Consider the following 16,318-nt stretch of genomic DNA (forward strand, 5'->3'; position numbering starts at 1 on the left):
TGGGCGTATGAAATTTGCGTGGCTCTGACACTAGTACGAGAGGACCGTGTTGGACTGACCGCTGGTTTACCAGTTGTGCCGCCAGGTGCATTGCTGGGTATCTAAGTCGGGATTGGATAAGTGCTGAAAGCATCTAAGTACGAAGCCAGCCACAAGATTAGATTTCTTAGGGTCGTTAAAGACGATGACGTTGATAGGATGCAGGTGTAAAGGTGGTAACATCAAAGCCGAGCATTACTAATTGCCCGTTCACTTTCTTTCGGACGGTGCGGATCGCGATATATACGTTTAGCGAGCGTATCAGTAAGTTCATTCATTTGACTCTGATATCTTACTTAAGTTTTACTTTTCATCATGTCATAACCTTATTGAATTTATTCAGGTGGTTATAGCACGAGGGTTCCACCTCTTCCCATTCCGAACAGAGAAGTTAAGCCTCGTCACGCCGATGGTACTGCGTAACAGTGGGAGAGTAGGTAGCCGCCATTTTTAGAAAGTCCCCGCCAGTCATCTTTGATTGGCGGGGATTTCTTGTTTATACACTTTCTTGTCAGATTTTTGGGTTCTCCTGCTTATTTTCTATGATTCAGCCAAATTTATATTCTTTTTCTTTTGTTATTTCGGAATGAATATATATTTTTGTAGTGTACTATTAAACTAATACACTAGACGTCGTGTATTAACTATAAGAACTTAAAAATTAATATTATGATTAAAGCTGAAAATTTGTCTTTTATCTATCCCAAATCAAAGCGCATGGTATTACACGACTTTTCTTTCTCTTTAGAGGCTGGTCGGGTTTATGGACTGTTAGGACGCAATGGGGCGGGGAAATCTACTCTCCTTTATTTGATAGCCGGGTTATTGACTCCGAAAAAAGGGAAAATAGTGTTCCATGATATAAATGTCCGTTCTCGTCTGCCAATGACGTTGCAGGATATGTTCTTGGTTCCGGAGGAATTTGAATTGCCTTCTATTCCATTGAAAAAGTATATTGAATTGAATGCTCCTTTTTATCCGAACTTTAGCAAAGAGGATATGCACAAGTATCTTCATTGTTTTGAAATGGATATGGATGTGAATTTAGGAGCACTCTCTATGGGACAAAAAAAGAAAGTGTTTATGAGTTTTGCTTTGGCTACCAATACTTCTCTTCTGCTGATGGACGAACCGACCAATGGACTGGATATTCCGGGAAAGAGCCAGTTCCGTAAATTTATGGCATCGGGGATGACAGAGAATAAAACTATTGTAATTTCAACTCATCAGATACGTGATATAGACAAAATGCTGGATTCAGTCATGATCATGGATGAAAGCCGGGTGTTGCTGAACGAATCAATAGTGCGTATTTGCGAGAAATTGTGCTTCAAGGAAAGTGATGACCGTAGCCTGATGGATAAAGCGCTTTTTGCTGTCCCTTCTCTGCAGGGGAATAGTTTGCTTTTACTGAATGAGTATGGCGAAGATTCGGATATCAACCTGGAACTGCTATTTAATGCAACACTGGCACAACCACAAAAGATCACTAAATTGTTTCACGCTCAATATGAATAGATTATGATAAAGGATACATTTTTTAGTTTTTCCCGTTTCGGAAAATTACTCCATAAAGAGGTTTCGGAAAATTGGAAGTTGTATATGCTTCGTACATTAATGATATATGGAGTTTTGACAATCGCATTGATATGGGCCGGCTATTTCGAATACAAAAGCTATAATCCGCTTTTTTCGTTTGACGACGCGAATGTACATGTAACTACTCTGATCACCTGGATGTGGGTTTGGTGGGGATTTACATGTCTTGGTGCTTCGTTTGCATTTGAATCAATGAAGTCTAAAACAAGACGTATTACAAATTTAATGGTGCCTGCTACTACTTTTGAAAAGTACTTTCTTCATTGGCTGATCTATGTACTTATTCTTCCATTGCTTATCTATTTCTTTATAATATTGGCGGACTATACCCGTGTATTTGTTTGTGCAATGATATATTCGGAAGTCCCTTCTATAGAAGCGACGCAATTTAAGTATTTCGTTGATCAGGGAGATGGTAAATATTCGTTATGTCACAACTGGTCGGAGGGAACTTTATTGATTTTGCTTAATCTGTATATTCAATCTTTATTTTTGTTGGGCAGTATTTTCTGGTCTAGGAATGCTTTTATTAAAACACTTATAATCCTGGTTGTCATTGGCTTTGTGTATTATTGGAGTGGAGTAGTTGCTGTTCATCTATTTAAAGATTGTGATATTATAAATTTGAATTCATTTATCTTTAAGTGGGGACATATACTATTCCCTGTATTAACTATTATAAATTGGGTCTTGACTTATTTCCGCTTAAAAGAGTCAGAAGTAATTCATCGGATGTAAAAAAGGAGGGTATGTATGAATTTTAAAGAAAGCAGAGCAATATATTTACAGATAGCCGATCGCATTTGTGATGACATCTTGTTGGGACAATATGAAGAAGAGGGGCGTATTTCTTCAGTCAGGGAATATGCATCTATTGTAGAAGTGAATGCAAATACAGTGATGCGCTCGTACGAGTATCTTCAGTCTCAGGAAGTGATTTACAATAAACGAGGCATTGGCTTTTTTGTAGCTTCCGGAGCAAAGGCACTGATTCATTCGTTGCGAAAAGAACAGTTCCTGAAAGAAGAGGTTGATGGCTTTTTCCGACAACTTTATACACTCGGCATCTCTATCAAAGAAATAGAGAAGATGTATTATGAATTTATACAAAGACAAAATCAATAAAAATAAATAAGATATGAAACGCACAACATATATAATCATAGGACTTTTTGTACTGGGTTTATTACTGATACCTATCCTTCTGAGGACACCTGCGGCCGAGAAAACAGCTCATCGTTTATCAATGGAAGGGGAACGTACTGAAATAGAAATGGCAGGGATTCGTCATGTGAAGATAGTTGAAAAGCTAGGGGAAATTGATAAAGATGATATAGGAGTATTGGGTAAGTTGGATGTACAGGCTTCATCCTTTTCGGATAAGAGTATATTGGTGTATCCGAAGAGCAAATATCTGAATGTGAGCCAAGAAGGGGATTGCCTGTTGGTTGAAATAAATCTGGACGATAAAGGTCTTTCTCAAATAACTGGAGAGATAGAAAAAGGAGCTAGATTAGTTTTAGGTGGTTTGAATATGGAATTAAAAACGGATTCGACATTACTTTCTATTGAAAATCGTGTGAGTAGGGTGAATATTAATGTAAAGAAGATGAATTTGGACTCTTTATATCTCTTTAATGACGAATGGCAGGACATCTCACTAGAATCTTGTAGTTTTCGTTCGTTGGATATAAGAGGGAAGAAACTGAGCTTGAAGGCTAATCAAGTGAAGGCAATAAATTATTATGAAGAATTAGGGACTATCAGGAGTAGTGAGATTTCCGGATTCAGTGTTGATAATTTGTATCTGTCAGGAAAAGATTCGCATAGATATCGGACAGGTATCAACTGCAAGCGTATCTTTTGGAATCCCTTAGCTAAAGATGCGGAACTTGAGCTTACTTTGAGACAGAAGGGTGAGATTATATTGAATCGTTGAATATAAACGGAAAGGAAATGAAAACTATAAAGTATTTTGCTGTTTTAAGTCTGTTGGTTGGTTTGTCCGGCTGTAACTCAAAACCGGACTTAGACGGATTCCGGGAAGTAGAGATAAGTAATAATATGCTGGATACTATACCGGAAAACAGATTGAATAATTATAAAGAAACGATCGAAAAAACTTATTTATTGGGTTGTCTGGTATTGGGTACAGCCGGTAGTTCGTCGGAAAGTAGTCCGGCTCAACTGAAGGAATGGAAAGAGTCTTTGAATATGCCCGACACGATAAAACCGATCTATAGGGAGAGGCTGTGGGACTTTGTCTTTTATCCACAAATTACGTATGAAGTTGAATCCAGATACCTGGGTATCTATCAACGGAGAAAAACTGTAATTAAAGGTATCGGGCTTGGTATGATTACAGGAAAAGAAGAAGAATATATCAAATCAAGGCAGAAATAATTCATTGTTGGTGCTTTATTCGTTATAATATTTTAAGACAGGTGTCATTTAGTAATATTACCGTGAGAAAAGCGGAATAAAATTGGTGTAAAAGTGTGATTTTATAAGAAGAGAGTCGATTTCTTTGCATCTTTCTCTTTTTTATCAAATTGATTTTTGTAAATTTGGCGAGAATCTATTGAAGGAACATAATTAATACAGTAATAATACTAAATACTCCTGTTAATATGGAAAACAAAATTCAAGAGTTGACCGATAAGATTTATCGTGAAGGCGTGGAAAAAGGAAACGAAGAAGCGCAGAGACTTATCGCGAATGCTCAGGATGAAGCAAAGAAGATCATTGAGGATGCTCGTAAAGAAGCGGAATCAATTGTCGCTGCCTCTCGTAAATCTGCTGATGAACTGGCAGATAATACAAAATCAGAGTTAAAACTATTTTCCGGTCAGGCTGTCAACGCACTCAAATCTGAGATTGCCACGATGGTCACTGACAAGTTGATAACCGCTTCTGTGAAGGATTTCGCTCAGGATAAGGATTATCTGAATGCGTTTATCGTTGCGCTGGCATCCAAATGGAGTGTAGATGAACCTATCGTCATCTCTACGGCCGACGCTGAATCACTGAAAAAGTATTTTGCAGCCCATGCGAAAGCTTTGTTGGATAAAGGTGTGAAGATCGAACAAGTGAACGGTATCAAGACTTTATTTACGGTTTCTCCGGCGGACGGTTCGTATAAGGTGAACTTCGGAGAAGAAGAATTCATGAATTACTTCAAAGCGTTCTTGCGTCCTCAGTTAGTAGAAATGCTATTTTAAAAGGAGCGACTATGGGTAGTAAATACTATTACTTGGTAGCCGGTTTGCCGGAACTCACTTTGGAGGACAGTAAACTGAGCTATACAGTAGCCGATTTTAAAACAGAGATCTATAGCGGATTGTCTGCTTCAGACCAAAAGTTGATCGACTTGTTCTATCTGAAGTTTGATAATGCCAACGTGCTGAAACTCCTCAAAGACAAAGAGGCGGAAATAGACAAACGTGGAAACTACTCTGCCGCGGAACTCACCGAATATATTTCTATTCTGAGAGAAGGCGGGGAAATCAGCCCTAAAGAATTTCCTTCTTATCTGTCTGTTTTTATTTCCGATTATCTGAATACACCTGCCGAAAGCATGGTGTTGCAGGAAGATCATTTGGCTGCTTTATATTATGAGTACGCCATGAAATGTGGAAATAAGTTCGTCTCTTCCTGGTTTGAATTCAATCTGAACATTAATAATATTCTTGTTGCATTTACCGCTCGTAAATTCAAATGGGATATTGCTGCCCATATCGTAGGAAACACGGAAGTATGCGAAGCCTTGCGTACATCCAGCGCCCGCGATTTCGGATTGTCCGGTGAGGTGGATGTTTTTGAATCGTTGGTGAAGATCAGTGAGATCACGGAACTGGTGGAACGTGAGAAGAAATTGGATGCTCTGCGGTGGAACTGGATGGAAGATGCTATTTTCTTCGACTATTTCACCGTTGAACGTATTTTCGCTTTCTTGCTGAAACTGGAAATGATTGAGCGTTGGATTTCATTGGATAAGGAAAGAGGAAATCAATTGTTCCGAAGCATCATTGAATCGCTGAAGAATGAAGTACAGATTCCCGCAGAATTCAGATAATAAATTTTAAAAAATATATGGCAACAAAAGGAACTGTTAGTGGCGTTATTGCCAACATGGTGACCCTCGTCGTTGACGGACCGGTAGCTCAGAATGAGATTTGTTATATCTCTACCGGTGGCGATAAGTTGATGGCGGAGGTGATTAAGGTGGTAGGTGCAAACGTATATGTCCAGGTGTTCGAAAGCACCCGTGGACTGAAGGTAGGTGCCGAAGCCGAATTTACAGGACACATGCTTGAAGTGACCTTAGGTCCGGGTATGTTATCGAAGAACTACGATGGTCTGCAAAACGACCTTGACAAGATGGACGGTGTTTTCCTGAAAAGAGGACAATATACATATCCATTGGATAAAGAACGTATATGGCATTTTGTTCCGATGGTGAAAGCCGGCGATAAAGTCGTAGCTTCCGCATGGCTGGGACAGGTGGACGAAAACTTCCAGCCGCTGAAAATTATGGCTCCGTTTACTATGAACGGAACGGCTACCGTAAAGACCATTATGCCCGAAGGAGATTATAAAATAGAAGATACCATTGCGATCCTGACAGATGAGGAAGGAAATGACATTCCGGTAACGATGATTCAGAAATGGCCGGTAAAACGGGCTATGACGAATTACAAAGAAAAGCCGCGTCCTTTCAAATTGCTGGAAACCGGTGTACGTGTAATCGATACGCTGAACCCGATTGTGGAAGGCGGTACAGGATTTATCCCCGGCCCGTTCGGTACAGGTAAGACAGTGCTTCAGCACGCTATCTCCAAACAGGCGGAAGCGGATATCGTAATTATTGCGGCTTGTGGTGAACGTGCCAACGAGGTAGTGGAAATCTTTACAGAATTCCCGGAACTGGTGGACCCGCATACAGAACGCAAATTGATGGAACGTACCATCATTATTGCAAATACTTCCAATATGCCGGTAGCCGCCCGTGAAGCGTCTGTATATACAGCAATGTCTCTGGCTGAGTATTACCGTTCGATGGGATTGAAGGTATTGCTGATGGCTGACTCTACTTCCCGTTGGGCGCAGGCGTTGCGCGAAATGTCCAATCGTATGGAAGAATTGCCCGGACCGGATGCGTTCCCGATGGATATTTCTGCTATTATTTCTAACTTCTACGGTCGTGCAGGTTATGTGAAACTGGGTAACGACGAAACCGGCTCAATTACTTTCATCGGTACGGTATCTCCTGCCGGTGGTAACTTGAAAGAGCCTGTAACGGAAAATACGAAGAAGGTAGCCCGCTGTTTCTACGCATTGGAACAGGATCGTGCCGACAAGAAACGCTATCCGGCCGTGAACCCGATTGACTCTTATTCCAAATATATCGAATATCCGGAATTTGAAGAATATATCAAGGAGCATATCAATGACGAATGGATCGGCAAGGTGAATGAACTTAAAACCCGCTTGCAGCGTGGTAAGGAAATCGCCGAGCAGATTAACATTCTGGGTGATGACGGTGTACCTGTGGAATACCACGTGATTTTCTGGAAATCCGAATTGATCGACTTCGTAATCCTGCAACAGGATGCCTTTGATGAGGTTGACTCGGTGACTCCGATGGAACGTCAGGAAGCTATTCTGAATATGATAATCGACATCTGCCATACAGAATTTGAATTTGACAATTTCAATGAAGTAATGGATTACTTCAAGAGGATGATCAATGTATGCAAGCAGATGAACTACTCGAAGTTCAAATCTGAGCAGTACGAAGGATTCCAGCAGCAATTAAAAGAATTGATTGCCGAAAGAAGCGTTAAATAGTAAATTGTAAATAGCTAAATTGTAAATATATAGATGGCAACAAAAGCTTTTCAAAAGATATATACCAAGATTACTCAGATTACCAAGGCTACTTGTTCGCTGAAAGCGACAGGAGTAGGGTATGACGAGCTTGCCACTGTGAACGGTAAACTGGCACAGGTGGTTAAGATTGCCGGTGACGATGTCACTTTGCAGGTATTTGAAGGTACGGAGGGTATTCCTACCAACGCCGAAGTAGTGTTCCTCGGCAAATCGCCTACGTTGAAAGTGAGTGAGCAGTTGGCAGGACGTTTCTTCAATGCTTTCGGTGATCCGATTGACGGAGGTCCGGAAATTGAAGGACAGGAAGTGGAAATCGGTGGTCCGTCAGTGAATCCGGTGCGCCGTAAACAGCCGTCGGAACTGATTGCAACGGGTATTGCCGGTATCGACTTGAATAACACACTGGTATCTGGTCAGAAGATTCCGTTCTTCGCCGACCCCGACCAGCCTTTCAATCAGGTGATGGCAAACGTGGCATTGCGTGCTGAAACAGATAAGATCATTCTGGGCGGTATGGGTATGACGAACGATGACTACCTCTACTTTAAGAATGTATTCTCCAACGCCGGTGCTCTCGACCGTATTGTGAGCTTCATGAATACAACGGAAAATCCTCCGGTAGAACGTCTGCTGATTCCGGATATGGCACTGACTGCTGCCGAATACTTCGCTGTAAACAATAACGAGAAAGTATTGGTACTGCTGACCGATATGACCAGCTACGCCGATGCGTTGGCTATCGTATCCAACCGTATGGACCAGATTCCGTCCAAAGATTCTATGCCAGGGTCGCTCTATTCGGATTTGGCGAAGATTTACGAAAAGGCGGTGCAATTCCCTTCCGGTGGCTCTATCACGATTATTGCGGTGACAACGTTGTCCGGTGGAGATATCACGCACGCTGTGCCTGATAATACGGGTTATATTACGGAAGGACAGTTATTCTTGCGTCGTGATAGCGATATCGGTAAGGTTATTGTTGACCCGTTCCGTTCATTGTCCCGTCTGAAACAGTTGGTAACCGGTAAGAAGACACGTAAAGACCATCCGCAGGTGATGAATGCCGCTGTACGTCTGTATGCCGATGCTGCAAATGCGAAGACTAAGATGGAAAACGGTTTCGACCTGACAAATTACGACGAACGTACGTTGGCTTTTGCGAAGGACTATTCTAACCAGTTGCTGGCTATTGATGTCAACCTTGATACTACTGAAATGCTGGATGTGGCCTGGGGCTTGTTCGGCGAATACTTCCGTCCGGAAGAAGTAAATATCAAGAAGGAACTTGTTGACCAGTACTGGCCGAAAGGAGAATAATCAGCAACTAAATTTATAACCAATAATTAGCAAAAACAACGTGGCTATAAAGTTTCAATATAACAAAACCTCTCTTCAGCAGCTCGAAAAGCAACTGAAAGTGCGGGTGCGTACGCTTCCTATCATCAAGAATAAGGAAAGCGCCCTCCGCATGGAAGTGAAGCGCTGTAAAACGGAAGCTGCCGATCTGGAGGATAGGCTCGAACAACAAATTCAAGCCTATGAAGCCATGTTCGCCCTTTGGAATGAGTTTGACGCTTCATTGATAAAGGTGAATGATGTTCATCTTGGCGTGAAAAAGATTGCGGGTGTACGTGTACCGCTTCTCGAAAATATCGATTTCGAGATACGTCCGTACAGTATGTTTAACGCTCCCAAATGGTATGCCGACGGTATCCATCTGCTGGAGGAACTTGCGCATACGGCAATTGAACGTGAGTTTATGCTCGCCAAGCTGAATCTGCTAGAACATGCGAGGAAAAAGACCACTCAGAAAGTGAATCTTTTTGAGAAGGTACAGATACCGGGCTATCAAGATGCATTGCGAAAGATCAAGCGATTTATGGAAGATGAAGAGAATCTGTCGAAATCATCGCAAAAGATCATGAAGTCCCATCAGGAAAAAAGGAAGGAGGAAGAGGCATGATTACAAAAATGAAGAAACTCACATTCCTGGTTTATCATAAGGAATACGAAGAATTCCTGAACAGCCTGCGCGAACTTGGTGTAGTCCACATCGTGGAGAAACAGCAAGGTGCTGCCGACAATACGGAACTGCAAGAGAATATCCGTCTTTCCAACCGCCTGACAGCTACTCTGAAACTGCTTCAGAATCAGAAGCATGAGAAAGATGCTGTGATCGCAACGGAAGGAGGGACAGCTGCTCGTGGTTTGCAGGTATTGGACGAAGTAGATACCTTGCAGACTGAACACGGCAAATTGTCTCAGCAATTGCAGGGCTATGCCAAAGAAAGGGAAGCATTGCAGGCATGGGGCAATTTCGATCCGGCAAGTGTCCGGAAGTTGAAAGATGCCGGCTATGTGATTGGTTTCTATAGCTGTTCGGAAGGAAACTATCAGGAAGAATGGGAGACGGAATACAATGCGATGATCATTAATCGTATTTCTTCCAAAGTCTTCTTTGTGACCGTCACCAAAGCCGGTCAGGAAGTGGATCTGGACGTAGAACAGGCAAAACTTCCCGCCTATTCGCTGGCACATCTCGAAACGTTGTATAATACAACGGAGCAGGCTATCGAAGAGAACGAAAAGAAACTGGTAGCACTTTCTGAAACAGATGTACCTTCCTTGAAGGTCGCTTTGAAGGAGTTGCAGGGACAGATTGAATTCTCGAAAGTAGTATTGAGTTCTGAACAGGCTGCCGGTGATAAACTGATGTTGATTGAAGGATGGGCTCCTGCCTATAGTAAGGTGGAGATAGAAGCCTATCTGAATGACGCACATGTATATTATGAGATAACCGATCCGATGCCGGGTGATAATGTTCCTATCCGACTGAATAATAAGGGATTCTTTGCCTGGTTTGAACCGATCTGTAAACTGTATATGCTTCCGAAGTATAATGAACTGGACCTGACACCGTTCTTCGCCCCGTTCTTTATGATCTTCTTCGGACTCTGTTTGGGAGATTCCGGATATGGACTTTTCCTGTTCCTTGGAGCTACGGCATATCGATTACTGGCAAAGAAGGTGACTCCGTCGATGAAGTCGATCCTTTCGCTGATACAAGTATTGGCTGTTTCAACTTTCTTCTGCGGTTTGCTGACAGGTACATTTTTCGGAGCGAATATCTATGATCTGGACTGGCCTATCGTGCAACGTCTGAAACACGCGGTGCTGATGGATAACAACGATATGTTCCAGTTATCATTGATTTTGGGTGCTATTCAGATTTTGTTCGGTATGGTGCTAAAAGCAGTCAATCAGACGATTCAGTTTGGTTTCAAATATGCAGTGGCAACGATCGGATGGATTATCCTGTTGGTTTCAATGGCTGTTTCGGCTTTATTGCCGAACGTACTGCCGATGGGAGGTACAGTGCATCTGGTTATTCTGGGTATCTCCGGTGCGATGATATTCCTCTATAACAGTCCGGGAAAGAATATATTCATGAATATCGGACTTGGTTTGTGGGATTCATATAACATGGCTACCGGTCTGCTGGGAGATGTTTTGTCCTACGTTCGTTTGTTTGCCCTCGGACTTTCCGGAGGTATTCTGGCGGGAGTGTTCAACAGTCTGGCAGTAGGTATGAGTCCGGATAACGTGATTGCCGGTCCTATCGTAATGGTGCTGATCTTTGTGATCGGTCATGCAATCAACATCTTTATGAATGTGCTTGGTGCAATGGTTCACCCGATGCGTCTGACATTTGTAGAGTTCTTCAAGAACTCCGGTTATGAAGGAGGCGGCAAGGAGTACAAGCCTTTTAGAAATTTAGAATAAAACATTGAGAAATAATAAACTAAGAATTAAACAATAAAAATAGAATAAGATTATGGAAATGAATTTGTTTATTGCCTACATTGGCATCGCAGTTATGGTTGGTTTGTCAGGCATTGGTAGTGCTTACGGAGTAACTATTGCAGGTAACGCTGCTATCGGCGCATTGAAAAAGAATGATAGTGCATTCGGTAACTTCCTGGTATTGACTGCGCTTCCGGGTACACAGGGGCTATACGGTTTTGCCGGTTACTTTATGTTCCAGACTATCTTCGGTATCTTGACTCCTGAAATCACTGCTATCCAGGCATCGGCAGTTCTCGGTGCAGGTATCGCTTTGGGATTGGTAGCCTTGTTCTCGGCTATCCGTCAGGGACAGGTTTGTGCAAACGGTATCGCTGCTATCGGCCAGGGACACAACGTGTTTAGTAATACATTGATTCTTGCCGTATTCCCGGAACTTTACGCTATCGTTGCTTTGGCTGCCACTTTCTTGATCGGTAGTGCACTTGCGTAAATTTTTCAAGGAAAAAATTTTTTAATAAAGATCTTTCAATCCCCTTGTGAATGCAGCTTTGCGTTCGCAAGGGGATATTCTTTTTTCATGGCGGGCTAACCTTTCTTTCCTCTTATTAACTCATATTTTTCGCATAAAGTATTATTTTTCAAAGAATAATGCGTACTTTTGCACTCGCATACTAAAAAGAGTTTTAATATATTATATGGTAAAAGATTTATTAACCCCCGATTATATCTTCGAGTCCAGCTGGGAAGTATGTAATAAAGTGGGAGGGATATACACCGTATTGTCGACACGGGCGAATACATTGCAGGAAAAATTCCGCGACAGAATTTTTTTCATAGGTCCTGATGTGTGGCAAGGAAAAGAGAACCCTCTATTCATCGAGTCGGATAATCTGTGCGCTGTCTGGAAAACGCATGCACTTGAAAACGATCATCTTTCCGTCCGTATAGGACGATGGAATATACCCGGTGAACCTATTGTCATTCTTGTTGATTTCCAACCTTTTTTTGAAAAGAAGAACGATATATACACAGAAATGTGGAATCGTTTTCAAGTAGACTCGTTGCACGCTTATGGCGATTATGACGAGGCTTCTATGTTTTCGTACGCTGCTGGAAGAGTAGTAGAAAGTTTCTACCGCTGCAACCTGACAGAAACGGATAAGGTGGTATATCAGGCACATGAATGGATGACCGGAATGGGAGCACTTTATGTACAGGAAGCTGTCCCCGAAGTTGCTACTATTTTTACAACCCACGCTACTTCCATCGGACGTTCGATAGCCGGCAATCATAAGCCGCTGTATGACTATCTGTTTGCGTATAATGGCGATCAGATGGCGCAGGAACTGAATATGCAGTCGAAGCATTCCATTGAGAAGCAGACGGCGCATCATGTAGACTGTTTTACGACAGTAAGTGAAATCACCAATAACGAGTGCAAGGAATTGCTCGACAAACCGGCAGATGTAGTACTGATGAACGGTTTCGAAGACGATTTCGTACCCAAAGGCAATACATTTACCGGAAAACGTAAGCGTGCGCGCTCATTAATGTTGAACGTAGCCAATAAATTGTTGGGAACAAATCTGGATGATGATACGTTAATCATCGGTACCAGTGGTCGTTATGAATTCAAGAACAAGGGGATCGATGTCTTTCTGGAGTCATTGAACCGTCTGAACAGAGATAAAAACCTGCATAAGAATGTATTGGCATTCATCAATGTACCCGGTTGGGTGGGAGATCCCCGTGAGGATTTGCAGGCGCGATTGAAAAGCAAAGAAAAGTTCGACACACCGCTTGAAGTTCCTTTCATCACTCACTGGCTGCACAATATGACGCATGACCAGGTATTGGATATGCTGAAGTATTTAGGAATGGGCAATCGTCCCGAAGATAAAGTAAAGGTGATTTTCGTACCTTGCTATCTGGACGGTCGTGATGGTATTATGAACAAAGAGTATTATGATATATTGCTGGGACAGGATTTGAGCGTTTATGCTTCCTATTACGAACCTTGGGGATATACTCCTTTGGAAAGTGTAGCGTTCCGTGTACCTACAATTACTACTGATCTGGCAGGCTTTGGCCTTTGGGTGAACAGTCTGAAGAATCAGCATGGCATCAATGATGGAGTAGAAGTGCTGCATCGTTCGGACTATAATGATTCGGAAGTGGCGGATGGTATCAAGGATACGATTACGCTCTTTGCGGATAAATCGGAAAAAGAAGTGAAGGAAATCCGCAAACGTGCGGCAGATGTTGCAGAGCAGGCACTGTGGAAGCACTTCATTCAATATTATTATGAGGCTTATGACATTGCTCTGCGCAATGCTCTGAAGCGTCAGTTAAGCTAAAAAAACATTTTATTCATCAATAAGTAAACAAAAACATTATGAAAATTAAAGTTAGTAATGTGAATACTCCGAACTGGAAAGAGGTTACAGTGAAATCACGTATCCCTGCTGAGTTGGAGAAATTGTCCGAAATTTCACGCAACATCTGGTGGGCATGGAATTTTGAAGCGACAGAACTATTTAGAGATCTAGATCCGGAACTTTGGAAAGAATGTGGACAGAATCCTGTGTTGTTGCTGGAACGTATGAGCTATGAGAAGCTGGAAGCTTTGGCAAAAGACAAGGTAATTCTGAGAAGAATGAATGATGTTTATACAAAATTCAGAGATTATCTGGATGTGAAGCCGGATGAGAATCGTCCGTCTGTAGCCTATTTCAGCATGGAATATGGTTTAAGCAGCGTCCTGAAAATATATTCCGGTGGTTTGGGTGTATTGGCTGGCGACTACCTGAAAGAAGCTTCTGACAGCAATGTAGATCTTTGTGCAGTAGGTTTCTTGTACCGTTACGGCTACTTTACTCAAACGTTGTCTATGGACGGTCAGCAGATTGCTAACTATGAAGCACAAAACTTCGGTCAGCTTCCTATCGACCGAGTGATGGATGCGAATGGTCAGCCGTTGGTAGTGGATGTTCCTTATCTGGACTATTATGTACATGCTAACGTATGGCGCGTAAACGTAGGACGTATTTCTTTGTATCTGTTGGATACGGATAATGAAATGAACAGCGAATTCGACCGTCCTATTACTCACCAGCTTTATGGTGGCGACTGGGAAAACCGTCTGAAACAGGAAATCCTGTTGGGTATCGGTGGTATCCTGACACTGAAAGCATTGGGCATCAAAAAAGATGTTTATCATTGTAACGAAGGACACGCTGCATTGATCAATGTTCAGCGTATCTGCGACTATGTAGCTACCGGACTGACATTTGATCAGGCTATCGAGCTGGTTCGCGCTTCTTCTCTTTATACAGTTCATACTCCGGTTCCTGCCGGTCACGACTACTTCGACGAAGGTTTGTTCGGTAAATACATGGGCGGTTACCCTGCAAGAATGGGTATCAGCTGGGATGACCTGATGGACCTTGGACGTAATAATCCGGGGGATAAGGGCGAACGTTTCTGCATGTCAGTATTTGCTTGCAACACTGCTCAGGAAGTAAACGGTGTAAGCTGGCTGCATGGAAAAGTATCTCAGGAGATGTTCTCTACTATCTGGAAAGGTTACTTCCCCGAAGAAATGCACGTAGGTTATGTGACTAACGGTGTTCACTTCCCTACATGGAGTGCTACGGAGTGGAAAGAACTGTACTTTAAATATTTCAATGAAAACTTCTGGTTCGACCAGTCGAATCCTAAGATTTGGGAAGCAATCTATAATGTGCCCGATGAAGAGATCTGGAAGACTCGTATGACGATGAAGAACAAGCTGGTAGATTATATCCGCAAGTCATTCCGTGATACATGGCTGAAGAATCAGGGAGATCCTTCACGTATCGTTTCATTGATGGATAAGATCAATCCGAATGCATTGCTGATCGGTTTCGGCCGTCGTTTTGCTACTTACAAACGTGCGCACCTGCTGTTTACTGATCTGGAACGTCTTTCTAAGATTGTGAACAATCCTGACTATCCGGTACAGTTCCTGTTTACAGGTAAGGCTCACCCGCACGATGGAGCAGGACAGGGGCTGATCAAACGTATTATCGAAATCTCCCGTCGTCCGGAATTCCTAGGTAAGATCATCTTCCTCGAAAACTACGATATGCAGTTGGCGCGTCGTTTGGTTTCCGGTGTTGATATTTGGTTGAATACTCCGACTCGTCCGTTGGAAGCATCCGGTACATCTGGTGAAAAGGCTTTGATGAACGGTGTTGTCAACTTCTCTGTATTAGACGGATGGTGGCTGGAAGGTTACCGTGAAGGTGCAGGTTGGGCGTTGACTGAAAAACGTACATATCAGAATCAGGAACATCAGGATCAGTTGGATGCTGCTACAATCTACAGCATTCTTGAAACCGAAATCCTGCCGTTGTACTATGCTCGTAACAAGAAAGGCTACTCGGAAGGCTGGATCAAGGTAGTGAAGAATTCTATCGCTCAGATCGCTCCTCACTATACGATGAAACGCCAGTTGGACGACTACTACAATAAGTTCTACAATAAGTTGGCAAAACGTTTCCATATGCTGTCTGCTAATGACAATGCAAAAGCAAAAGAAATTGCTGCATGGAAAGAAGAAGTCGTTGCCAAGTGGGATTCTATCGAAATCGTATCTTGCGACAAGCTGGAAGATTTGAAAGCCGGTGATATCGAAAGCGGAAAAGAATATACTATTACTTACGTAATCGATGAAAAAGGCTTGAATGATGCTATAGGGCTTGAACTGGTAACTACTTATACAACTGCGGATGGTAAACAACATGTTTACTCTGTAGAACCGTTCAGCGTTATCAAGAAAGAAGGCGACCTTTACACATTCCAGGTTAAACATAGCCTGTCAAATGCCGGTAGCTTCAAGGTGTCTTACCGTATGTTCCCGAAGAATCCGGAACTTCCGCACCGTCAGGACTTCTGCTACGTGCGTTGGTTTATCTGATAGCTTGACGAAGTAGGGAAG

Annotated in this window: 14 protein-coding genes and 2 rRNA genes; all 16 read left to right on the top strand. The window is 42.5% G+C overall.

Annotated elements, in window-relative coordinates; genetic code table 11:
* Positions 1 to 261: ribosomal RNA gene (locus KTR07_RS09755) — 23S ribosomal RNA — on the top strand; the annotation flags it as partial.
* A gap of 117 nt (positions 262 to 378) precedes the next feature.
* Positions 379 to 489 (top strand): 5S ribosomal RNA (rrf, locus tag KTR07_RS09760).
* Between the two features lie 219 nt (positions 490 to 708).
* Positions 709 to 1,557, top strand: a complete 849-nt coding sequence (locus tag KTR07_RS09765) for an ATP-binding cassette domain-containing protein (protein ID WP_008764965.1) — start codon at positions 709 to 711, stop codon at positions 1,555 to 1,557.
* 3 nt (positions 1,558 to 1,560) lie between these two features.
* Positions 1,561 to 2,376 (top strand): hypothetical protein, encoded by an 816-nt coding sequence (locus tag KTR07_RS09770; protein WP_008764966.1) that lies wholly within the window; start codon positions 1,561 to 1,563, stop codon positions 2,374 to 2,376.
* A 15-nt stretch (positions 2,377 to 2,391) separates the two neighbouring features.
* Positions 2,392 to 2,763 (top strand): GntR family transcriptional regulator, encoded by a 372-nt coding sequence (locus KTR07_RS09775; RefSeq protein WP_008764967.1) that lies wholly within the window; start codon positions 2,392 to 2,394, stop codon positions 2,761 to 2,763.
* A gap of 13 nt (positions 2,764 to 2,776) precedes the next feature.
* On the top strand, positions 2,777 to 3,577 hold the full coding sequence (locus KTR07_RS09780) for a hypothetical protein (protein WP_008764968.1): 801 nt from the start codon (positions 2,777 to 2,779) through the stop codon (positions 3,575 to 3,577).
* Positions 3,578 to 3,594: 17 nt separating this feature from the next.
* The gene (locus KTR07_RS09785) at positions 3,595 to 4,041 is read left to right on the top strand and encodes a hypothetical protein (protein WP_008764969.1); all 447 of its coding nucleotides are present in this window, start codon (positions 3,595 to 3,597) and stop codon (positions 4,039 to 4,041) included.
* Between the two features lie 227 nt (positions 4,042 to 4,268).
* Positions 4,269 to 4,859, top strand: a complete 591-nt coding sequence (locus tag KTR07_RS09790; RefSeq protein ID WP_008762988.1) for a hypothetical protein — start codon at positions 4,269 to 4,271, stop codon at positions 4,857 to 4,859.
* Between the two features lie 11 nt (positions 4,860 to 4,870).
* The gene (locus KTR07_RS09795; protein ID WP_008764970.1) at positions 4,871 to 5,713 is read left to right on the top strand and encodes a DUF2764 domain-containing protein; all 843 of its coding nucleotides are present in this window, start codon (positions 4,871 to 4,873) and stop codon (positions 5,711 to 5,713) included.
* A 17-nt stretch (positions 5,714 to 5,730) separates the two neighbouring features.
* On the top strand, positions 5,731 to 7,488 hold the full coding sequence (locus tag KTR07_RS09800) for a V-type ATP synthase subunit A (protein ID WP_217315366.1): 1,758 nt from the start codon (positions 5,731 to 5,733) through the stop codon (positions 7,486 to 7,488).
* Between the two features lie 33 nt (positions 7,489 to 7,521).
* Positions 7,522 to 8,847 (top strand): V-type ATP synthase subunit B, encoded by a 1,326-nt coding sequence (locus KTR07_RS09805; RefSeq protein WP_008762991.1) that lies wholly within the window; start codon positions 7,522 to 7,524, stop codon positions 8,845 to 8,847.
* A 40-nt stretch (positions 8,848 to 8,887) separates the two neighbouring features.
* Entirely contained in the window at positions 8,888 to 9,493 is a 606-nt protein-coding gene (locus KTR07_RS09810) for a V-type ATP synthase subunit D (RefSeq protein ID WP_008762992.1), read from the top strand.
* Positions 9,490 to 11,313 (top strand): V-type ATP synthase subunit I, encoded by a 1,824-nt coding sequence (locus tag KTR07_RS09815; protein ID WP_008764972.1) that lies wholly within the window; start codon positions 9,490 to 9,492, stop codon positions 11,311 to 11,313. Before KTR07_RS09810 ends, KTR07_RS09815 begins: the two co-directional genes overlap by 4 nt.
* Before the next feature lie 52 nt (positions 11,314 to 11,365).
* On the top strand, positions 11,366 to 11,827 hold the full coding sequence (locus KTR07_RS09820; RefSeq protein WP_005675599.1) for a V-type ATP synthase subunit K: 462 nt from the start codon (positions 11,366 to 11,368) through the stop codon (positions 11,825 to 11,827).
* Between the two features lie 205 nt (positions 11,828 to 12,032).
* Complete coding sequence (locus tag KTR07_RS09825) at positions 12,033 to 13,694, top strand: glycogen/starch synthase (protein ID WP_117981599.1); 1,662 nt, start codon at positions 12,033 to 12,035, stop codon at positions 13,692 to 13,694.
* A gap of 38 nt (positions 13,695 to 13,732) precedes the next feature.
* Complete coding sequence (locus KTR07_RS09830) at positions 13,733 to 16,297, top strand: glycosyltransferase family 1 protein (RefSeq protein WP_008762995.1); 2,565 nt, start codon at positions 13,733 to 13,735, stop codon at positions 16,295 to 16,297.
* Positions 16,298 to 16,318: the final 21 nt, after the last annotated feature.

Origin of the sequence: Bacteroides sp. MSK.20.82 (genome assembly GCF_019052485.1) — a bacterium.
Lineage (GTDB): Bacteria > Bacteroidota > Bacteroidia > Bacteroidales > Bacteroidaceae > Bacteroides > Bacteroides thetaiotaomicron.